The organism is Psychrobacillus antarcticus (assembly GCF_029533155.1).
Lineage (GTDB): Bacteria > Bacillota > Bacilli > Bacillales_A > Planococcaceae > Psychrobacillus > Psychrobacillus antarcticus.
The window spans coordinates 46,981-70,013 of sequence record NZ_JAIZDB010000011.1; the positions used below are offsets into that span (position 1 = coordinate 46,981).

The 23,033-nt window shown below is 35.8% G+C and carries 17 protein-coding genes; 10 read left to right on the forward strand and 7 right to left on the reverse strand.

The window, feature by feature from the left end:
* The first annotated feature begins 202 nt into the window (after positions 1–202).
* Together ilvA and LDK52_RS07695 are read left to right on the forward strand one after the other, a co-directional pair.
* A complete protein-coding gene (ilvA, locus tag LDK52_RS07690) occupies positions 203–1,465 on the forward strand; it encodes a threonine ammonia-lyase IlvA (RefSeq protein ID WP_277585372.1) in 1,263 nt (420 codons plus the stop codon).
* 162 nt (positions 1,466–1,627) lie between these two features.
* Positions 1,628–3,106, forward strand: a complete 1,479-nt coding sequence (locus LDK52_RS07695; protein ID WP_277585373.1) for a catalase — start codon at positions 1,628–1,630, stop codon at positions 3,104–3,106.
* 740 nt (positions 3,107–3,846) lie between these two features.
* Here the strand turns inward: LDK52_RS07695 and LDK52_RS07700 are convergent.
* The 3 genes from LDK52_RS07700 to LDK52_RS07710 are packed head-to-tail and all read right to left on the reverse strand — an operon-like array spanning position 3,847 to position 6,685.
* Entirely contained in the window at positions 3,847–4,644 is a 798-nt protein-coding gene (locus LDK52_RS07700; RefSeq protein WP_277585374.1) for an ABC transporter ATP-binding protein, read from the reverse strand.
* On the reverse strand, positions 4,637–5,674 hold the full coding sequence (locus LDK52_RS07705; protein ID WP_277585375.1) for an ABC transporter permease: 1,038 nt from the start codon (positions 5,672–5,674) through the stop codon (positions 4,637–4,639). Before LDK52_RS07705 ends, LDK52_RS07700 begins: the two co-directional genes overlap by 8 nt.
* 18 nt (positions 5,675–5,692) lie before the next feature.
* Positions 5,693–6,685, reverse strand: coding sequence for an ABC transporter substrate-binding protein (locus LDK52_RS07710; protein WP_277585376.1), 993 nt, complete (start codon positions 6,683–6,685; stop codon positions 5,693–5,695).
* Positions 6,686–6,936: 251 nt separating this feature from the next.
* Between LDK52_RS07710 and LDK52_RS07715 the strand changes: the two genes are divergently transcribed.
* Both LDK52_RS07715 and ytzI read left to right on the forward strand, forming a co-directional pair.
* Complete coding sequence (locus LDK52_RS07715; protein ID WP_277585377.1) at positions 6,937–8,685, forward strand: GGDEF domain-containing protein; 1,749 nt, start codon at positions 6,937–6,939, stop codon at positions 8,683–8,685.
* 103 nt (positions 8,686–8,788) lie between these two features.
* Complete coding sequence (ytzI, locus tag LDK52_RS07720) at positions 8,789–8,938, forward strand: YtzI protein (RefSeq protein ID WP_277585378.1); 150 nt, start codon at positions 8,789–8,791, stop codon at positions 8,936–8,938.
* A 471-nt stretch (positions 8,939–9,409) separates the two neighbouring features.
* On the opposite strand, the gene rlmN is transcribed toward ytzI, so the two are convergent.
* The 4 genes from rlmN to LDK52_RS07740 form a co-directional block, all read right to left on the reverse strand.
* Positions 9,410–10,483, reverse strand: coding sequence for a dual-specificity RNA methyltransferase RlmN (gene rlmN, locus LDK52_RS07725; protein ID WP_277585379.1), 1,074 nt, complete (start codon positions 10,481–10,483; stop codon positions 9,410–9,412).
* Between the two features lie 99 nt (positions 10,484–10,582).
* Positions 10,583–11,395: a sulfurtransferase gene (locus LDK52_RS07730; protein ID WP_277585380.1), complete on the reverse strand. Its 813-nt coding sequence runs from the start codon at positions 11,393–11,395 to the stop codon at positions 10,583–10,585.
* Positions 11,396–11,408: 13 nt separating this feature from the next.
* On the reverse strand, positions 11,409–14,999 hold the full coding sequence (locus LDK52_RS07735; RefSeq protein ID WP_277585381.1) for a dynamin family protein: 3,591 nt from the start codon (positions 14,997–14,999) through the stop codon (positions 11,409–11,411).
* Positions 15,000–15,298: 299 nt separating this feature from the next.
* Complete coding sequence (locus tag LDK52_RS07740) at positions 15,299–17,344, reverse strand: catalase (RefSeq protein WP_277585382.1); 2,046 nt, start codon at positions 17,342–17,344, stop codon at positions 15,299–15,301.
* 452 nt (positions 17,345–17,796) lie between these two features.
* Here LDK52_RS07740 and LDK52_RS07745 point away from each other — a divergent pair, with 452 nt between their 5' ends.
* The 6 genes from LDK52_RS07745 (at position 17,797) to LDK52_RS07770 (ending at position 22,982) form a co-directional block, all read left to right on the forward strand.
* Positions 17,797–18,249, forward strand: coding sequence for a chemotaxis protein CheX (locus LDK52_RS07745; protein ID WP_277585383.1), 453 nt, complete (start codon positions 17,797–17,799; stop codon positions 18,247–18,249).
* Between the two features lie 199 nt (positions 18,250–18,448).
* Entirely contained in the window at positions 18,449–18,571 is a 123-nt protein-coding gene (locus LDK52_RS07750; RefSeq protein WP_277585384.1) for a cytochrome c oxidase subunit 2A, read from the forward strand.
* A gap of 23 nt (positions 18,572–18,594) precedes the next feature.
* The gene (locus tag LDK52_RS07755; RefSeq protein ID WP_277585385.1) at positions 18,595–19,071 is read left to right on the forward strand and encodes a cupredoxin domain-containing protein; all 477 of its coding nucleotides are present in this window, start codon (positions 18,595–18,597) and stop codon (positions 19,069–19,071) included.
* A complete protein-coding gene (locus LDK52_RS07760; protein ID WP_277585386.1) occupies positions 19,072–20,739 on the forward strand; it encodes a b(o/a)3-type cytochrome-c oxidase subunit 1 in 1,668 nt (555 codons plus the stop codon).
* A gap of 436 nt (positions 20,740–21,175) precedes the next feature.
* Positions 21,176–21,847, forward strand: a complete 672-nt coding sequence (locus LDK52_RS07765; protein WP_407081799.1) for a permease prefix domain 1-containing protein — start codon at positions 21,176–21,178, stop codon at positions 21,845–21,847.
* 577 nt (positions 21,848–22,424) lie between these two features.
* Positions 22,425–22,982, forward strand: a complete 558-nt coding sequence (locus LDK52_RS07770) for a hypothetical protein (RefSeq protein WP_277585387.1) — start codon at positions 22,425–22,427, stop codon at positions 22,980–22,982.
* Positions 22,983–23,033: the final 51 nt, after the last annotated feature.

A 23,033-nucleotide genomic window follows, 5' to 3' on the forward strand; every position in this document is an offset into this window, starting at 1 on the left:
CTATGAACATATTATGTTCGTCTCTACCATTAAAGTCAATATATTTTGTTAAATTTTAATATAGTATGTTCATAATGAACACTTTTAACTAATTAATTGTTAAACAATTTGGAATTATCCGAAGGAATTCTAGCATTTTAGCGATGTAGTGTGATAAAATATAATAATCTATAAATAGAAAATTGGAGGTACTTTCCCTATTATGCAATCAACAGATACGAAGACTATTCAAGTCGAGAATGTCCTTATCGCACATCAGTTTTTAAAAGATGTCGTCTACCATACACCCTTACAAAAAAACGAATATTTATCTGATAAGTATGGAGCATCTATTTATTTAAAACGGGAGGATTTACAGCATGTCCGCTCTTTTAAATTACGTGGTGCATACTATAAAATCAAAACAATCCAGGAAGCTGCAAAGGAAAAAGGAATTGTCTGTGCTAGCGCTGGTAATCACGCACAAGGAGTCGCATACGCATGTGCCCAATTAGGAATTATCGCTAAAATCTTCATGCCACTAACTACACCGGCACAAAAGATTGATCAAGTGAGGATGTTCGGACGGGAATTTGTTGAAATCATTCTAGTAGGGGATACATTTGATGATTCAGCGGAAAGTGCAACGGCTTATGCAGAGGCGGAGGATAAAATCTTTATTCATCCATTCGATGATCCAGAAATTATTGCAGGTCAAGCTACTGTTGCAGTGGAAATTATGAATGACATTGAAGTTCCTATGGACTATCTGTTCGGTAGCATTGGAGGTGGCGGGTTAATAGCTGGACTTTCTACATATATAAAGAACGTCTCTCCTTTTACTAAGGTAATTGGTGTTGAGCCTGCTGGAGCCGCTAGTATGCAAGCTGCTTTTAAAAATGAAGGACCAATTATGCTGGAATCAATTGATAAATTTGTCGATGGAGCAGCAGTAAAATGTGTCGGAAACCTGTCCTATGAGCTAAGTAAAAAGTACGTGGATGATATTGTCCTAATACCTGAAGGAAAAGTTTGCACGACGATATTGGATTTATACAACAAACATGCGATTATTGCAGAACCTGCTGGTGCCCTAACTGTTGCAGCGCTAGATTTCTATAGCGAAGAGATTAAAGGTAAATCTGTCGTTTGTGTTATTAGCGGTGGGAACAATGATATTGGTCGTATGCAAGAGATTAAGGAGAAATCTTTAATCTACGAAGGGTTATTATATTATTTCATCGTAAAATTCCCACAAAGAGCCGGAGCATTACGTCAATTTTTGGACACAGTTCTTGGACCGGATGATGATATTACTACGTTTGAATATACAAAGAAAAACAATAAGGAAAGTGGACCTGCGCTTGTCGGAATTGAATTGAAAAACAGAAATGATTATTCTGGCATCCTTTCTCGCATGAATGAGAATGGATTTTCCTTTAAGGAAGTAAATAAAGATAGTACGTTATTTGAATTACTCATTTAACCAAAACCTTGTAATATCAACGTTTAAATCGATTGATATTACATTTTTTATTATATTAATATAAAGTTTATTAAATATCCACACCTCAAATCTAGCAAAATAGTTATCTGTTTGATATAATGATTATTGTATTATAAATATTCTAATCTAGGAGGAAATTGAATGTCAGAAAATCAAAACAACAATAAATTAACAACTGCAGCGGGCGCGCCAGTAGTAGATAACCAAAACTCGCAAACAGCTGGACCACGTGGACCAGTATTATTACAAGATGTGTGGTTATTAGAAAAACTAGCAAACTTTAATAGAGAAGTAATTCCAGAGCGTCGTATGCATGCTAAAGGTTCAGGTGCATATGGTAAATTTACTGTAACTCATGATATTACTCAATATACGTCAGCTGCTCTATTCTCTGAAATTGGTAAAGAAACAGAAATGTTCGTACGTTTCTCAACAGTAGCAGGTGAGCGTGGAGCAGCAGATGCTGAACGTGATATCCGTGGATTCTCTATGCGTTTCTATACAGAGCAAGGTAACTGGGATCTAGTTGGTAACAACACTCCAGTATTCTTCTTCCGTGATCCACTACAATTCCCTGATTTAAACCATGCTATTAAACGCGATCCACGTACTGGTATGCGTAGCGCTAATAGCAACTGGGATTTCTGGACATTATTACCTGAAGCACTTCACCAAGTGACAATCGTAATGAGTGACAGAGGTCTTCCAAAATCTTACCGTACAATGCACGGTTTCGGTAGCCATACATTCAGTATGATCAACGCTAACAATGAACGTGTTTGGGTAAAATTCCATATGCGCTCTCAACAAGGTATTGAAAACTTAACTGATCAAGAAGCAGTTGAAGTGGTAGGAGTTGACCGTGAGAGTTCTCAACGTGACCTTTACGGTAATATCGAAGAAGGCAACTTCCCTAAATGGAAAATGTTTATTCAAGTAATGACAGAAGAGCAAGCTAATAATATGCCTTACAACCCATTCGATTTAACAAAAGTTTGGTATAAAAAAGACTTCCCACTAATCGAAGTTGGAGAGTGGGAACTTAACCGTAATCCAGAAAACTATTTTGCTGAAGTAGAGCAAGCTGCTTTTGCACCTTCTAATGTTGTTCCTGGCATTAGCTTCTCTCCAGACAAAATGTTACAAGCACGTTTATTCTCATATGCAGATGCTCAACGTTACCGTTTAGGTGTTAACCACCACCAAATTCCGGTTAACTCACCAAAATGTCCGGTACACTCTTTCCATAGAGATGGTGCTATGCGTGTAGATGGTAACTTAGGTGGAACAATACCTTATGAGCCAAATAGTTATGGACAATGGAAAGAACAACCTCAATTTAAAGAGCCTCGTTTAGCACTTCAAGGGGACGCTGGCATTTGGGATTTCCGTGAAGATGATGATAACTATTATGAGCAACCTGGTAAACTATTCAATCTGATGACACCTGAAAAACAACAAGTGTTATTCGAAAACACTGCTCGTAACATGGATGGAGTAGAAGAATTTATCAAAGTTCGTCACATCATTCATTGCTACAAAGCTGATCCTGCTTACGGAAAAGGCCTTGCGGATGCAATGGATATTCCATGGGGCAATATCGAAGCTGCAATGGCTTAATGTGAAAGTTAGTGTGGCTAGTCGTAACTAAATGTTGCGTCTAGCCACTTTTTTATTTTCCATTTTTACTCATTAAGACATAAAAAAACCGGGCAAAAGACGGCCGGTCCTTTAATAACAAAACGTAGATATACCATTGATTTCCGCTCCGAGCAGACGCTTTCCGTGGGCACGGCTTCAGCCGCTTCCCTCGCTTACGCTCAGTCCAGGGTCTTCAGCTCGTACTGTCCCACCGGAGTCGCCGCTCTGCGCTCCAATCAGTTAGAACCACTTTATATAATTGGATATAAAACCACCTAAATATAGGTGGTTTTTCTTAAAATTAGTCAGGGTGAAAGGAACTCCGATCAAAGTAAATCCACTTTCTTCTTTCCTAATAAATTAGTATTCATAACCGAGCGGAAGATTCTATCCCTACATTAACTTGAACTACTCTTATCATCTAAGCGATATGCTATGCAATATCGTAAAATTTAGTATCACTCACTTAATTGATTGGAGTGTAAGGTGGCGACTCCAGTGGAGGCCAACAGGATGTTGGTCACGAAGGCTTAGCCACACGACGTGGCGCCCTTAGCCTTCGGTCCTTATAAGCATTACAAAGGAAAGCGTCCACCTGAAACGGAAATCAGTAGTATTAATCATTCTTTTCATTCCATAAACTCAGTGTTCACGCTACATTTTTACATACTTTCTGACCATTAAAAAAAGAGTAGCAATTAAGCTACTCTTTTACTTATTTAAGATGATAATAACGTTCGGTCACTTGTTAATTTTTGACCTCTAATTCGTTGGAATTCTTCCATCAGCTTTTCAATAGTTAAATCTTTCTTTTCTTCTTCTCCAACTTCCAAAATTATTTGACCCTTATCCATCATGATCAAACGATTACCTAAATCTAAAGCTTGTTGCATATTATGAGTTACCATTAGAGTAGTAAGATTATCTTTTTTGACGAGTCTTTCGGTCAAATTTGTTATTAGTTCCGCACGAGAAGGATCGAGTGCAGCAGTATGCTCATCTAATAATAAAATAGACGGTTGTGTAAAAGTAGCCATTAACAAAGATAATGCCTGTCTCTCTCCACCAGAAAGTAGTCCTACTTTAGCAGTTAAGCGATTTTCAAGATTAAGATGTAGGCTTTCCAGTGAGTGAAGGAAAAATTCTTTTCTTTGTTTATCTACGCCAACTCTCAGACTCCTTTTTTTATTTCTAGAGTAGGCAATTGCTAAGTTTTCTTCGATCGTCATTGTTGGTGCCGTACCAGACATTGGATCTTGAAACACTCTACCGATAAACTTAGATCGTTTAAATTCAGGGAGTTTTGTAACATCATTGCCATTTATTAATATTTGACCAAAGTCAGGAGATAATGCCCCGGAAACCATATTTAACATGGTAGATTTACCAGCACCATTACTCCCGATAACTGTTACAAAATCACCGATATTTAATTCTAAATTTATGCGATCTAATGCAATTTTCTCATCAGCAGTACCCTCATTGAAAATCTTGTTGATATCATTTAATTTAAGCAAGGTTTTCACTCTCCTTACTCTTATTTAGAGCTAGCACTTCAGATTCACGCAATGCGTGCCGTTTTGCTTTCCTACCTTTTTCACGACGTTTTTCAAAAAACTGAGGTAAAATTAGCGCTACAATTACAATGAATGCTGTAATGAGCTTCATATCTCCCGCATCCAAAAATTCTACTCGAAGTGCCAAAGCTAAAACGATACGATATATAATAGCACCTACGATTACTGCAAGGGTTGTTCTAACAATTGTTTTCGTACCGAAAATTGCTTCTCCAATAATGACAGATGCAAGTCCGATTACAATCATCCCTATACCTAATCCAATATCAGCAGCTTTCGTATATTGAGCAATCAAAGCACCAGAAAATGCAACGAGTGCATTGGAAAGGCCTAATCCTAGAATGACAAGTGTATCTGTATTTGCCGAAAAGCTACGAATCATTTTCTTGTTGTCTCCGGTAGCACGGATTGCCAAGCCAACTTCTGTTTTTAAGAACCAATCAAAAATCAATTTTATAATAATAATCAAAATAGCAACAATTACTACAGTTCCCCATGTCTTTGGAACATATTGAACGCCCATAGATGTGAAGAAACCATTAATAACCTCATCTATCCCTAAATTTCCCCACCAGCTGAAGAACTGGCTAAATATAGTTCCTTCATTCATTAATGGGATATTCGGTCTTCCTACAGAATTCTCAATCGTAAAGCCCATAATTCGTAAATTAATAGAATACAAAGCAATCATCATTAATATCCCAGAAAGTAACGGATTAATCTTCCCTTTTGTGTGTAATAGTCCTGTCATACAACCAGCTAGAAATCCAGCAATTATTGCTACTAATGTTGCAATTGCAGGATGATAACCAAGTACAATCATTGCCGCAGCAGTACCAGCTCCAGTAACAAAGCTTCCATCCACCGTTAAATCTGGAAAATCTAACACTCGGAATGTCAAATAGACACCGAGTGCCATAAGTGCATATATAAATCCTTGTTCAACTGAGCCAAAGATTGCTGTAAACATAAAACATCAAACTCCTATCTATTCCACAAATTCTGATTCCCATTCATCTTTTACTTCAATTCCAAGGGCATCAACAGTATCTTTGTTCAAAACGAATTTTAAATTTTGTGGATATTGAACGGGTAATTCCGCAGGTGTGCTTTCACCTTTTAAGATTTTAACAGCCATTTCACCAGCTTCATAGCCGATATCATAAAATTCAAAGCCATACGCACCTAAGCCACCACGTTTTACGGAATCGAACTCCGCTACCATCATTGGAAGTTTATGTTCGTTGGCAACATCTATAACAGATTCAAGTGCATTAACTACCGTATTATCCGTTATAATATATATCGAATCTACTTTTCCTATTAAAGATTCAGTAGCTTGCTTAACTTCAGCAGATGTTGAAACAGAAGCTTCTACAACATTTAGCCCAACTTTAGCCATTTCTTCTTTTACTGCATCTACAGAAGAACGTGAATTTGCCTCGCCTGCATTAAATACCATCCCAACATTTTTTAATCCTAACTCATTCTTCATATAAGCAACGGTATTTGGAATAGCTTCGGGGTGTGTATCAACTGTCCCTGTTACATTTCCACCTGGGCTTTCCATAGAATCTACAAGTTCAGCATCAACAGCGTTTGTTACCGAAGTAAATACAATCGGAATATCTTCAGTTAACGCCGTAACTGCTTGTGCACTAGGTGTCGAGTTAGCAAATATTAAATCTACTCCTGAGCTTACTAGATTATTAGCAATCGTCGAATTTAAACTATTATCATTTTGAGCGTTTTGATATTCATATTCGACCTCAAGTCCTGCATCCTCAATTGCTTTTTGGAATCCTTCATAAGCTGCATTCAACGATGGATGTTCTACAATTTGTGTTACACCAATGGTAAATGTTTTTGTATCCTCTGACTTCGTACTATTTGTTGAAGCAGTTTCATCTGCACCACATGCTGCTAATAGTAAAACAGCAGCTGATAATACCGTAGCAAATTTCTTCTTTGTACTCTTCATCTTTAATAACCCCCATTTTACATTTGACGCATCAGCGATTCAACTCGCTAAAGCATTAAGATAAAGCAATATTACACTGAATATGCATAATAGTCAACAACATTACGACTTATTCAATTACTTTTATTCGAAATTTTCAGCATTCATTTGGAGACCATTACAATTTCTTAACATAGAAATAATATGTAGGAGACATTTTTGTTTTAAAATATAAGTTAGGATATATTGTTTTATTTTAGGGGGATTATAGAATGGCAATTTTAGAAAATGATTATCACAATCTATTTAGCTATATATTAGAAGAAAAATCGATAGAAACAGTATTTCAACCAATTATTTCATTACAAACTGGGCAAATATATGGTTATGAAGCATTAACTAGAGGACCTATAAATACAGTGTTACATAATCCAGAAAATTTATTTGATTATGCTTTAAAGACTGGAAAACTGTGGGAGCTTGAAAATGTTTGTAGGGCAAATGCACTGAAATGTGCATATGAATTACAAGCGGAAGGAAAACTTTTCCTAAATGTAAATCCCAATATTATGAATGACCCGAAATTTAAACAAGGTTTTACAAAAGAATTTTTGTCTATTTTTAACATGGATTCAGATTCTATTGTTTTTGAAATCACTGAACGTGAGGCTATAAACAATTTAAAGGATTTCATTAATACGATTGATCATTATAAAAGACAATTTTATCAAATAGCAATTGACGATGTAGGTTCTGGATATTCTGGACTAAATATAATTACTGATGTACGCCCACATTTCATGAAATTAGACATGAAACTAATCCGTAATATTAATAAGGATAGAACCAAACAATTACTCGTTAGAAGTTTGTGTGAATTTGCTAATTATTCTCAAATACATATTATTGCAGAGGGCATCGAAACAATAGAGGAATTAAATACGCTCATTGATATAGGAGTGCATTTCGGCCAAGGCTATTATATTCAAAAGCCAAATCCAAAGTTATTTCCAATCAGTGGTGAGTTGATAGATATTATCAAAAAAGAAAATAACCGACAAAACAGTATGGTTTCTAATCGTTTAACCGACACAACTATTGAGCATATCGCTACTCCCCTACATCTGATTTCGAGTGATTTGCCTATTTCCAAAGTTAGTAAATTAATGGAATCTAATGATTCCTTACCTGGATTTTGTATTAAAGAAAACAATAAGTTAATTGGCGTAATTACAAGAAATAAACTTCATTTGAAATTCAGTGGTCCCTATGGGTACAGTTTATACAATAAAAAGCCAATTTCTGCAATTATGAGCAGACAATTTATGAAAGTAGACGCCGGAACACCAATAGACGTTGTTGCTAAAATTGCTATGAAACGAGATCCATTACACTTATATGATTTCATCACAATTACGAAAGAAGAACATTATTTTGGCATTGTGACGGTCAAGGATTTATTGGAAAAAAGTATGCAGCTAGAAATAGACTATGCAAAACATTTAAATCCACTGACAGAATTACCAGGGAATATTATTATTGAACAGCAACTTCAAAAATGTATTGAAGCAACGAACGACCTTATTGTTCTATACTTAGATATTGATAATTTTAAACCATACAATGATGTATATGGATTCGAAAAGGGAGATAAGGTAATTATGGATCTCGCAAGGATATTAGAGGTCGTCTGCCCTACGGATAGATTCATCGGTCATATTGGCGGAGATGACTTCATTCTAATTACAGATTTAGCAAGTAGTAAAGAAATGTGTGAAGAGATTATAGAACAGTTCAATCAAGCCATTGAAAATTATTACTATGCAAACGATTATACAAAAGGACATATCGTTGCTAAAAATAGGCACGGAATAGAAGAACAATATCCTCTATTAACTATTTCCATAGCAGGATTAACCAATCGAGAATCTCAAACAATTTATGAACTGTCCGAAAATGCAACAAAAGTAAAAAAACAATGCAAGCAGCTTATGGGGAGTAATTATTTAATACAGTATTAACTAGTCGTGAAATAAACAATGAGTGAAGTGAACCCCCCCCAACTGATTATTTTGAAATTTATGCTATGATTAAGCTAATAATTCACTATTAGGAGGTCCATGCATGACTACCGTAATTATTATTGGTATTTTTATATTCCTAATTATATTAGGCCTCACCATTTTCACGATCAATAAAGGCTACGCATTTAAGCACACAATTGACGAAATACCTGTACAAGACGACAAAAAAACGCATAGCCACAACGGCTAATGCGTTTTTTCCGTTATGAATTTTTTTCCAGGTGACTTAAATAGTATGTGTGTTAAACATTTGATTTCCCTCTTCAGCCTTAGGCATACACACTGCGGACGATAAATGAAGTAGAAACTCTTATTATGTAGCGGAATTTCTACCATATAGTAAGTATTTACTAATAGAGAAAGCGAGGTGCGCTCGAAATTGTATCTTCGAGCGCTTCTTCGACAGGTAGGAAAGAATTACTTCTCCTCTTCCCAAAAGCTTTAAGAATCTGTTTACTATAGTTGAAGGAGGACGACGGACAGACTAACGCCATAAATTTATCGAAAAAACTAAGGCGGGTTGTGACTTACGTCACAACCCGCCTCTAATAAATCAGGATAATAATATAGCAGCAAATCTGTCCAAAGTTACTCCGAAAACGATACAAATTAGGTTCTTATATTAAAATGTCCTTACGTTTTTAATCGTTCATTCGAATTCTTAATTGCTTGCTATTACTTTATCTTTTTTAATCTGTTTACTTCTTAATTGACCACATGCAGCATCAATATCACTACCCTGCTCCATGCGAACACCACAATTAATCCCTTTGTTTTTCAGTGTTTGGAAGAAAGCACTGATAGATTTTTCATCGCTACGCTGATATTGTCCATGCTCATCTACTGGATTATACGGGATCAGATTCACATATGACAGATGACGTTTGTTTTCTAGAAGTTTTGCAAGTTGTAGCGCTTCTTCTACATGATCATTTACATCTTTAAGAAGAATATATTCGAATGTAATCCGACGATTTTTCTTCTCTAAATAATAATCTACCGCTGCCATTACTTTTTCAATTGGGAATGCTTTATTGATGACCATGATTTTCGTGCGAAGCTCATCATTTGGAGCATGTAAAGAAACAGCAAGATTTACTTGAAGATCCTCTTCCGCAAAATCAATGATTTTCTTAGCAAGACCACTTGTTGAAACAGTAATATGACGAGCACCAATAGAAAGTCCTTTTTGATCATTGACAGTGTACAAGAAATTCATCAAGTTTTTATAGTTATCAAACGGCTCCCCAATACCCATTACTACGATATGGCTAACACGCTCTTCTTTTTGAATTTGGTCCAAATGGAATTGTACCTTCATAATTTGTTCCACAATTTCTCCTGCATCCAGATCGCGGCTCTTTTTAAGTAATCCACTTGCACAAAAACTACAGCCGATATTACACCCTACTTGTGTCGTAACACACACAGAAAGTCCATATTTAAATCGCATTAGTACTGTTTCGATTAAATTTCCATCATGCATTTCAAAAAGGAATTTAATTGTCCCATCTGCTGATTCTTGCTTAACACTTTCTTTTAACGTTTGTATGACAAAGTTATCTTCTAAAATTTGAAGACATTCTTTGTTTACATTTGTCATTTCCGCAAAACTTTGTACACGTTTGATGTACAACCAGTCCCAAACCTGCTCTGCACGGAATTTCTTTTGGCCTTGTCCAAGTAGCCATTCGATTAATTGATCTCTAGTCAGACCATATATAGATTTTTTCATTAAAAGCCCTCATTTCATGCGTATACAATTTGCCTATTATACTATAGTTATTTACCCAAGACAATTTATTATACTTGAAATAAGGTGTAAAAGAAATATTTATGCTTGATTAACTTCATTTTTTCTTATCCAATCACTATAACTACCGACATAAAGTTGAACATTTTCGTAGCCAGCCTCTTTTAAACATCCATACAATGGTGCAGCAGTGACTCCGCTTCCACAATAAGCTATCACTGGTTTGTTGTGCGGAGCCAAGTGAGCCAACTTTTCTTTCAACTCTTTCTGCTCTAGAAATTTCCCATCCCTTTTAAGCTGCTCCCAGTCAAAGTTAATAGCAGTTGGAATATGACCAGCGATTGAATCAATCGGTTCACTTTCCCCTCTATAGCGTACATTAGATCTAGCATCTATTAATTGTCCCTCTATTTCTTCTGCAACTACTTGTTTTACTTCTTCCATGGTAAGTAATTTACTGTTGTTCCATTGAGGGATCGTTGTTGAATGCGCTAAGACAGGTTCCATTTTAGAAACTGGAAGCTTACTCTTTAATTCTTCCAGTCCAGAACGGGATACATATATATTTGTAAAACCTGCCCATTCCAATAAAAAGTATGCACGTAACGCAAAAGGAGCTCCTCCCTGGTCGTAAATTACGATAAAATCATCCAGCTTTAAACCAGTTCGCTGAACAAGGTCCGTCATTTTTTCCTTCGAAATCATCGGGTGGCGACCATTTTCCTTGAGCATATCAGATAAATCTTCTTCTAAATCCCAATATACTGCTCCTTCTAAATGTTCCTGATTATACAGTTGTCGTCCTGCATCTTTATCACTCAAATCGAAGCGAGTATCAATAAAACGGGGATTTTTCTCTAATATCTGTGCTAATTCGATAAATACTTTAGCCATATAATCACTCCTTTTATAGTCGTGCGTATACTAGTTTCCACATTTGAAGTGTTTTTTCCTGCTCTAATAATTTTCGTTCCGCATCAATTTGAGTAATCGATTCTTGCAGAAGCTTCAATCGTAAAGCCTCTGATTCAATATCCGAATATTGCTCAATCCAATTACCTAGACGTTCCTTTTGTTTCGTTAAGTATTCATCTGCCTCCACTTTCGATTCATCAGATAGGACATCACGCAGTTTTTCTTTTTCATTGTTCTCAAAAAAGCTCTTAGAATTTTTGAAAGATGATTTCACATGCTCATATTTAGCTATGCTTCCAAAAGGTCCTACAAAATCCAGTAGTTCTCTCTTCATGACTTCATGTGGACTAAAGGTGAAGCTTGTATTCCAATCTTTAAGTACGCGTATTTCCTCTTTCTCCAATTGAATAATTTGTTGTTGAATATACTGGAGAATTCGAAAATTTGAAACACGCATTTCTTGTTCGATATCGAAACGAATCATTTTAAGAATATCTTTTAAGGCAAGATCCAATGCAACAGTAGAAGAGTTATTTGCAAATAACGATGGATTATACGATTCTTTAAAGAACTCATTAAAACGGTAATACACACGCTGTAGCACGTAGTATAGCAGTGTATCTAGTTCCTGTCTTGCATCTTTTGCAATTTGTGTAGATTTAGAACTTGTGTATCGTTTACGAATATTTTGTTCTTGGCTTCGAAGTTCTATCAAACGTTGGTCTTTACGCGCAAGATTTGCTTCCGTTTGTTCTATTAAGCCTAGTAATTTCGATTGTTGACGAGTCGCTTCCTCTTCGAGAGCAGAAATAGAAATCTGCTTTAAATCCTTTTCTAGAAAACGATGAAATGATTCTTCAAATTGTTGCATTCCCTCATGCACTGATAATCCATCGAGTTTCTCTTTTAAACCTTGTAAGCTTGATACTCCATATACTCTAGGAAAACGGATACCAAATCGTTGTAGTTCATCTTGAACATATTGCTTTACTAGATTCGCTTCCTCTTCTGAGTCTGCCAAATCGATTGCATTTACTACAAAGAACATTTTATCTAACTCGAAAGCATCTTTAACTCGCCCTAGCTGAATAAGGAACTCACGGTCTGCTTTAGAAAATGCATGATTAAAATAAGTAATAAATAATACTGCATCTGCATTACGAATATAGTCAAAAGCTACACCTGTATGTCTCGCGTTAATCGAGTCTGCTCCAGGAGTGTCTACTAGTGTCACGCCTAACCTAGTTAGTTCACAATCATAATAAAAATCAATGAAATCTACAAAACAGCTTTTCGATTCATCTGCAACAAATTGTCCAAATTCATCTCCTGAAACGTGTAGAACGTTTCCTAGTTGTCCCTTAAATGTTGGATACCCTTTATAAAAGGCAGTAACAAAAGATTTGTGTACCTCTTCTACTACCTTCTCATTCATAACAGAACTAGCTTTTTCAAACGCTTCCTCTAATGAATGGATAGTTATTCCAAGCTGTTCATACGCATGAGCCACATCCTCTAAAATTTGTGCCTCCGATTTAAGCACAACATCAGCCGTATTATGCAAATGTTTTTTTGATACAGGATGGATCTTATTAATAGCGGCTGTTGTAGGATTAGGTGAAACCGGCAACACATTTGCACCCATTAAAGCATTTGAAAAGCTCGATTTTCCAGCACTAAATGCACCAAACAATGCAATCGTAAATTGTTGATTTTCTACTCGCAATGCTTTTCTTTTAATCGTCCGAGCTGCCTCTTCAAACGCTGGTAATTCTGCTAATACTTCTCCAATTCTTTTCGCACGATTCACTACTGCCTCAGCGGAAAGAAGAACTTCATCATCTCTAACTTCTTCTACTAGTTCTCTATTTTCAATTGGTTGCTCCGTTGTATGCTCTTGTTCATCATAATCTGTAATAGAGCTTTCAAATTGAAGCCGCTCCTGTTCCCAATTTTTTAATAAGTTATCTCGATCCTTCCTAAATGGCAAAGAAGGTGTTGAAACTGTTTTTTCAAATGTTTCTATCCGTGTATCTATTTCTTCTAAAGCTTGTATAGCTAATTTTTTTTCGTTTAGCTCATTTGTTTTTGATTCTATTTGGTCTTCATCTTCAATGGGATTTCCTTCAATATAAAGTATATTTTCTTCTTTCCATTCATCCGTTTGACTAATGTAATACCGATTGACAGCTTCTGTAACTCGATTGGCAAAATTCAAGATTGCATTACCGGTTGTACTTGCTCCGTCATGTAAAGAATTATCGATAATACTAGTAGAAATATTAAATTGGATATCATCGATTTGAGAAATTTTTTCTTCGGTCAATAAAGAAACGTCTTTTAGCATGCGCTTCATCAATAATTTCATATGCGTTGTAATATTAGTGGATATAATCTTTTCTAACAAACTAATAATTTCGTTAAGCCTTCTTAATCTTTCTTCTTCTGTTTTCTTTTTACTCCCTAAAAAACCAACTTTAAAATTAGATTGCTTACTCTCCACATAAGATTTTAAAGCTTCACGCATTTCGAACGTCATAATTGAAGCATTTTCTAGTATATTTTTACGAAGTTCTTCAAATGTTTTTTTCCAAAGAGTGACATCTTGAAGCTTTACTTGTGTTTGAGCAAGCTCCAATTGTTCTATAATATCTTCTTTGTTGTTCCAATCCTCTTCACTCAGCTGACTCTCAAAGGTTTCAAAACACGCTGCTTTTTCATCCTCTAAAAAATGTAAATGCTCATCTTTTAACTTTTCTAATGTAGCTTGAGCTAATGTAAGGTAATAATCCTCTTTGTTTTCAATAGAGCTAGTCACTATTTGTTGAACCTGTGGAAAATCATTATGTATGAAATCACTATTTTTTAAGCTTGTATAAAATATTCCTTTCGGATCAACAGACCATGATTGAAAGGCATCTACTACTGACTGCTTATAAGATGCAAAAGGTAGTTCTTCCTCTCTATGCTTATCTACTTGGTTTACGATTAAATATACATTTTCATTATAGTGTAGTAGCTGCTTCGTAAATTGAAAGTTTAACTCTGACTGTACATGATTGTAATCCATTACGTAAAAAACAATATCAGCTATATGCAAGGCAGATTCAGTCGAAATACGATGTGCATCATCGGTCGAATCTACTCCAGGGGTGTCCATGATGGTAATTCCTTCTGGGAGACTTGAAACAGCATGTCCTATTTCAATTTGAGAAACTTTACTTCCATCTTTTGAATACTTTTTTACTAGCTGAATATCATATTCTCCTGAAAACTTAACTGGTGGCTGATCTACAAAGTGAACAAGCGCATAGTTTTCTGCTGTATTTTGTACCGTTACGATATTTGCTGATGTAGGTATTGGGCTAGTTGGCAGTAATTGTTCATTAACTAAAGCATTAATCATACTCGACTTCCCTGCAGAAAAATGACCTGCAAAGGCAATAGTAAACGTACCTTTTTCCAGTTTCTGAGCAAATAGTTTAGATTTACGATAACGTTCGTCGTCATTATTTTGTTTGAAAATAGTTGCAAGTAATGCGTTCTGTTGTTTGATCGTTAGTAATTCCTCTGAGTTCTCCATGTAAAAGTTTATCTCCTTCATAATTCGACAATATACATCTATCATAGCAAAATTTATATGCCTATAACAATATTCTTTGACTCTTTTGATAATAAAGAGAAAACCTATTTATTTCTATTTTCCGGAGTGCTTCAAATTGACGATGCTACATTATTACCGCGAAATATTGAAAGACTGGTCATGACTTACATCACAATCAGCCTTTCCTTTTATCGGTAATTGTCATAATCCTATTCATAGCTCTCTACATTGGAGAACAAAACAAATGACCAATTTAATTAAATTTAATTTAATTCAAATCAAACTAATTTTCTCTGCCAGAATCGGTGGGCAGCAATCGCTTCAATAAGTTCATTCACAAAAACTGTCATGTCTGTTTCCGAGATTACTCCCGGTTTTCCTTCTAAATTATTTACCTTCAACCATTCGATGCCTTCACCGGTCGCACCAATCGGTTTATAGTGTGAAAATGCCTCATCAATGAAGTAGGCTGCATCCTTGTTGAACTTTATGTTTTTGTCACTCCCCCTTATCATATAGACAGCATCAAATAACACCGATTTCGAAGTTAGAAAGGTATGTTCCGCTTTTACCTCAACTCCATTTGTCCCCTGCACTGTTCCAATATTTTCACTTATAATTTCCGGCACAATGCCTGCGTTCATCAAGCTGTCCAGCACATATTTAACCTCTGGGCCATTGAATCCCTCCGTCAATATTACAGCGACCTTACGTGTTATTTCTGATTTTGTTGTATTTTCTTGGCTAAGGGCTGGGGAGGATTTTGTTACGGTCGAACCGCCTCCTATAGGAGGATTTACCCCAACATTTACCGCAAAGGCGGTCGCTAATTCAAGACTCACATTGGTAAACATATCCACCACCTGCTGTTTGACAGATTCACTTTTGACTTTCCCTAGTTCGAATCTGAATGCTTCAATGATATGCATTTTTTCAGGTGGGCTCATACTATTCCAAAAAAGGGTGGCTTGAGAAAAATGGTCCGCAAAACTCTCACTTCGAGCACGAATTTTAACGCCTTCTACCTTTTCCTGATACGTGGCATATCCCCCTTCCTCCACACTTGCAGGTGCCGGGGTGTCACCAGCCAAAGAATTTCGGTGATAACTCACTTTCCCGAGATTGATAGTCTGGCGATGGAAGCCCTCCCGTTGATTGTTATGGAACGGTACAACCGGTCTGTTAATGGGTATTTCATGAAAGTTAGGTCCGCCCAAACGGAGTAATTGAGTATCTAAGTACGAAAACAGGCGCCCCTGTAATAATGGATCATTAGTAAAATCGATTCCAGGTACAACATTACCCAAATGAAACGCAACTTGTTCCGTTTCAGCAAAGAAATTGTCTACATTCCGATTCAGTGTCATCTTTCCAATGATCATTACTGGAATGTCTTCTTCCGGCCAAAGCTTTGTCGCATCCAGTATGTCGAAACCCAGACTGAATTCGTCCTCTTCCGCAAGAATCTGAACGCCCAATTCGAATACCGGGTAAAACCCTTTTTCAATGGCACCCCATAAGTCATTACGGTGATAGTCAGGATCGATGCCCGTCAGTTTATGGGCCTCATCCCAGACAAAGGAATGTGTTCCTAATGCAGGCTTCCAATGAAATTTCACAAAATGTGCTTGCCCCTGTTCATTGACAAGACGAAACGTATGGACGCCAAATCCTTCCATCATCCGAAAGCTACGTGGAATGGCGCGGTCTGACATAATCCACATAATCATATGTGCAGATTCCTGGTTATTTGCGACAAAATCCCAAAACGTGTCGTGGGCAGTTGAGGCTTGCGGTATATCATTATCAGGCTCTGGTTTGAAAGCATGCACTAGATCTGGGAATTTAATGGCATCTTGGATGAAAAATACAGGAATATTATTCCCAACTAGATCATAGTTTCCCTCTTCCGTATAGAATTTAGTCGCAAATCCTCTGGCATCCCGAACTGTATCTGCAGAACCACGGGCTCCATTTACAGTAGAAAATCGGACAAATACGGGAGTCTTTTTGGACGTATCCTGCAGGAATTTCGCCCTAGTATACTTTTGCATGTTTTTGTATAACTGAAATTCCCCATGTACGCCAAAACCACGTGCATGAACGACCCGTTCTGGAATTCGTTCATGGTCAAAGTGCGTTACCTTTTCGCGAAAATGAAAATCCTCTAGTAGAGTTGGCCCCCGCACACCAGCTTTTAATGAAAATTCATCTTCTGAAACTTTTAACCCTTGATTGGTTGTAAGTTTCTCGCCTTTGTCATCTACCCGAAAGGCTTCTAATTGCTCGTCTTTGCTGTTTTTCCCATCATTGCGCCCATCCATTTAAAATCCCTCCCCATCATTTAATGGTATGAGTCACAATGGAGTCTTATTCCGCTAATTTTTTTCTATAAACATGGAAGTATAAACGGTTTACACCTGTTCGTGATGGGAGAGGAAGGAAAAATGGGATTGCTCCTTATTTAATTTTTTTACATAATATAAACATAAGAAAAAATGACTCCATTTTTATTAACAAATGGAGTCATTTCAATAATTCATATTATTTTGGCTTTCGGTGCTATGGATTTTAAGATATATGCGGTTATCCCGCTGTACACTACAATAGAGGACCCAATGAAAATAGCTAACATATAAATCTCCCTCTCAACTGAATTTGATATTCATTCTCATTTACATAATAACATAGCATATTATAAAATTCTACACTTTCTATTCTTTTTTCCTATATTACATGTTAAAATTGATACATCTTTACTAGATGGAGGGAAGTAATGAGTGCTTCAAAACATATTCAAACTATACTAAATGGAACAATCCAATCGTTAAAATCAGTCATACCAATAGCAATGGAAATAAAGTCCCCTACCTTGATGGTTCAACCATTCGAACAAAAAGAAATGGCTGTACTGATTGGAATGATCGGTGATATTAAAGGACGAATAATAATTGACTCTACTGCTGAAAGCTTTTCTGCTATTGGAGCAACAATGTTTGGAATGCCTTTAGAGGGTGAAATGCTCGAATCGTTTACTGGCGAGCTTGGGAACATGATCGCAGGGAATATATGTACTTCCGTTGCAAGCGAAGGTGTTGAAATTGATATAACACCTCCTACTGTTATTGTCGGTACTACTCGTTTATATGGCTTTCAACACGCTTTTAAACTTCCAGTAGTGATTGAGAATATTGGTGATATGGCAATTATCTTAACCATAGACGAATAGTTAATAGAGCCTCCTTATAAATAGGAAGGTTCTTTTTTTATGTAAAAATACCTATATTTTTTTGAAGACATTCGTAATTTTCCATATTTCACATATATTTCACAGTTTACATACGCTGGTGTGATATTTATCACATCTTCTTGCAAGCTTTATATTTATTATGAAACTATACATATTAAATAGGAGGAGGTGTAAGTAAATGTCGAAAAAGAGTGAAAAGGATTCAGATTTAAAAGGTACTCTATATTCCGTTGGTTTTGTTGGTTTATTTATATTAATTTCTTGGTTCATGGCATTTTACTTATTCGTAGACAGATTTTAATTTGAAATGGAGGTTAAAGATTTATGCATATTCATAAGTATGAAAAGTGGTGGCTAACTTTTGGGATTAGCTCGTTGGTATTATTTTTATTTATAGTAGGTTTTAGTGCATTTCATTATGGTTCTCATCCCCCAACTGGAAAAGTCTATATCGACCCTGAGCGAGTTGATGAAATTGCACCATTCAATAAACCAGGTGTCCATAAGGTAGCAGGTGAAGAGTGGGACTATGAAGTAGTTCTAGTAGCATCTGCATTTTTCTATAATCCACCTGAAATCGAAGTACCTTTAGGTTCTAAAGTTAAGTTTATAGCAACAACTAAAGATGTGGTTCATGGATTTCAAGTAGCTGGAACAAATATTAATATGATTCTAGAACCTGGTTATGTGTCGGAATATATAACAACTGCAGACAAACCTGGTGAATTTTTAATCTTATGCAATGAATATTGTGGCATAGGACATTCTACTATGACGTCAATGTTAAAGGTGGTGGAGTAAATGACAACGATTAAAGAAAAAGCAAAAGATTTAATAAAAGTGGATCGACGTGATAGTAAACTAGCACTTGCTCATATATATGTAGCATTTATCGCTTTATTCATCGGAGGACTTTGTGGGTTACTACAGGTTCTTGTTCGCTCTGGTAAATTCACTCTCCCTTGGGGAATTGGCTATTATCAAATTTTAACTATTCATGGTGTTTTATTAGGTCTTATTTTAACAACTTATTTTATATTAGGGTTCCAAATTGCGGCGATGAGTAGAACTTCAGGTACTTTTACAAACAAGCAACGTTTAATCGGTTGGATCGGTTTTTGGGTAATGACTGCTGGTACAGTTGCAGCTTCCATTATGGTATTGCTTAACGAAGCTTCTGTTTTATATACATTCTATGCTCCTCTTCAAGCCCATTGGATTTTTTATGTGGGTATGGCATTAGTAGTTGTTGGATCATGGATAACTGGTATTGCACAAATTATGAAGTACGTTGAATGGCGTAAAGTAAATCCAGGTCAACCTAGTCCCCTTTTATCATTTATGGTAATCGTCAATATGGCGATGTGGCTTATCTGTTCTTTAGGGGTAGCTGTGGAAGTGGTATTCCAACTAATTCCATGGTCATTAGGATGGGTCGATAAAGTGGATGTTTTACTTTCTCGTACATTGTTCTGGTATTTCGGTCACCCATTAGTTTATTTCTGGTTGTTACCTGCATATATGGTTTGGTATGTAATAATTCCTAAAATTATTGGGGGAAAAATTTTCTCTGATGCCTTAGCAAGACTTTCCTTTATGTTATTTTTACTGTTCTCTATTCCCGTTGGATTCCATCACCAGTTAACAGAACCTGGGATTGATTCGTTTTGGAAATTCTTGCAGGTAATATTAACTATGATGGTTGTAATTCCTTCCTTATTAACAGCATTCTCTATGTTTGCTTCATTTGAATTACGTGGTAGACAATTAGGCGGTAAAGGACTATATGGATGGTTTAAAAAACTACCATGGAAGGATGCTAGATTTACAGTTCCATTTATCGGTATGGCCGCATTTATACCAGCTGGTGCTGGTGGTATTATTAACGCATCTTACCAGATGAATCAATTAATCCATAATACGATTTGGGTAACAGGTCATTTCCATTTGACACTGGCAACAACTGTAGTCTTAACATTCTTTGGAGCTGCCTACTGGTTAATACCCCATCTTACTGGTAGAGTGCTGACCAAACAAATGAATAAGTTAGCTATTATTCAAGCGATTATTTGGTCAGTTGGAATGACGATCATGTCAGGTGCAATGCATATTGTTGGATTAATGGGTGCACCTCGTCGTTCAGATTTCTCTACTTATGGTGGAGCACAACAAGCAACGGAATGGATTCCTTACCAAGTTGCACAAGCAGTTGGAGGAACAATCCTCTTTGTCGGTATCATTTTAGTGCTCTATATTGTGGCAAATCTACTATGGTTTGCGCCTAAAGGTGAAACAGAGTTCCCAATTGGAGAGGTTTCTGAGCACGCCGAAAAAACTCCAATGTGGTTGGAAAATTGGAAGATATGGCTAACAATTTGTATCGCTTTAATATTGTTTGCTTATACCGTTCCAATTATCGATATAATCCAAAATGCTCCTCCAGGATCAAAAGGGTATAAATTATGGTAACAATAAAATAGAATGAAAGATTAAACTGGTTAGTAGAGACCTATGTTCTCGACTAACCAGTTTTTATGTATCCAACATAATACAATATCTAATATCCGATGACAAAAAGAGTGAAGATGCATTGTTGTTCCCCCTCTTCCCAAGGTGTAGTTGGGTGTCATGTCTACGGTATATTTATTTGGCTATGTTAAATGTAAGGGTTGATTTTTCGATAAAATGTTATTGTATGTGAAATGTTACACTTAAACTAACGTACGCAGGTTTAGTTGAGAAGAGTAGTTTAATTTTATTAAAAAATTGATCTTTTTAAATAAAGGGATTGTATTGTTGAAAAGTTTAAGATTAAGTAAGGTGAACCATACCATAAGTAAATGAGATCTTTTAAAAAAAGAATATTAAGTGACCCGCAAATAAAAAAATAGAGTTAAAGGCAGAAATGAAAAGTCATTTGTTAGAGGCTGTTTATGAACTAAAAGAAGAAGGAAAGTCAGAACAAGAAGCAATTGAAATTGCGATTGAAAGATTTGGTGGAGAAAAAGAAATGCGTTCGGTTGTAGAACAATTATTTAAAGCACAAAAAACATTTGCGAAACGGGTACTTTATACAGCAATTGCATTTCTTTTGATTTCCATTGTCATTTTTAGTATTGTAATTTCTAACGAAAAAAGTAACTTGAATCAAAGTAATCAAGTTGCTTCTCGATTTCTTAACAGTTTAGGCGATAATGAAGGAATACCAAAACAAATTGAAACTGATATTCAGGAAATTGTACAAAGTAGTGGAAGAATTACTGGAATTAGCATATACGATGATGAGAAATTATTTTCTTCAAATAAACACGTTGAACCAATATATAGTTTTCGAGAAGAACTCTCGTTTAATATTTGGAATAATACAGGGTTTTTAACTTACAAGGGATATGGTGAAAGTAACACTACCTGGCATGTTAGTATTGAATCAAAAAGTTATGAAGGAACGGCTGTTATTTTACTTTTAGTAGGTATCGTTGTTTATTGGACATTGTTTACCATATGGGCAACTATTAACGCCTATCATCATAGACGCTTAAAAGTTGGATGGATTATTGTATTTACTTTATTAAACTAACGTGGTGCTTTAATAAAAAGGACATCAAAATAAAATGAGCTTGGAGAACATATCCCAGTTCATTTATTATGTGCATTTTAAATCAACCTTTACCTTTAACATACTCATTTATTTTTAAAAACTAGGAAAAATGCACCTAGTTCTTTAGGATCTAAACCTGTTTCTACTATTTTCGAAGGGCTTTGGACAGACTTATTGCTATATAATTACCGTTTGATATTTTATAGATGCTGGTCGTGACTGAAGTCACGACCAGCATCCTTTTTCTCGGGAATCTTATGGCTATTGACTGTCCGTCGCCCATCTACAAATTTTAGAAACAGGTAAGTTCATTTTTGGATAACTAGAGAACAGATATTTTCCTATTCGTAGAGTTGGATAAATATTATGAAGCTTAGAAGTGAAGTTGGTTCCATAAGTAGAATGATAGTAGCATGGTGTTTATTACCAATTATTGAAACTTATCACTCATTAAGAACGTATGAATATTAAGATACTTTCGTTCGACAAAAGGGTGAGTTATTGGCTGGAGTGCTTCGAATGAATTAAAATCTCAAATATAAAGGAGGATGTAGAGATGAACTTGGACAAGAATTTCATTTTATCAATTTTTACTTCACTGCTAATCCTATCAGCATGTTCATCAGAAAAGAACACAGCATCCGATGAAATAGAAGGGATAGAATTAGACTTAACCATTAATAAACAAGAATTCACGCAAAATGATGAAATAATTGCAAAAGTAATTTTAACAAATCATAATGATTCGCCTCGAGAAATTTTTGTACCAATCCCAGTAGATACAGAAGAAGGAATATCTGCTGTAATGGTTGAAAAAAAAGACAAGATGGAGTGGCAATTGTTGAGTCCAGAAAACAAACAAGACATTTCCAACATCAAAGGGCGTTCTTTCTATGATTATGTTCTCGTGGAAATAGGTGCAAATGAAACTATCGAACAAGAGTTTATTTGGAATAAGAAATTGTTAAATCAAGAAACCAAAGAAATTGTAAAAGCGGATAATGGAGAATATGTTTTAAGCACTTTTGTGATATTGGATGAAATCAAAACTCAAGAAGAATATTATGAACCTGAAAAACAAGTGATTTCCAAACTTAATTTCACAATTAAATGAATGAAAAACGCTAAAAGGGCCAAATAGGTCCTTTTTCATTTTGTTTATTTT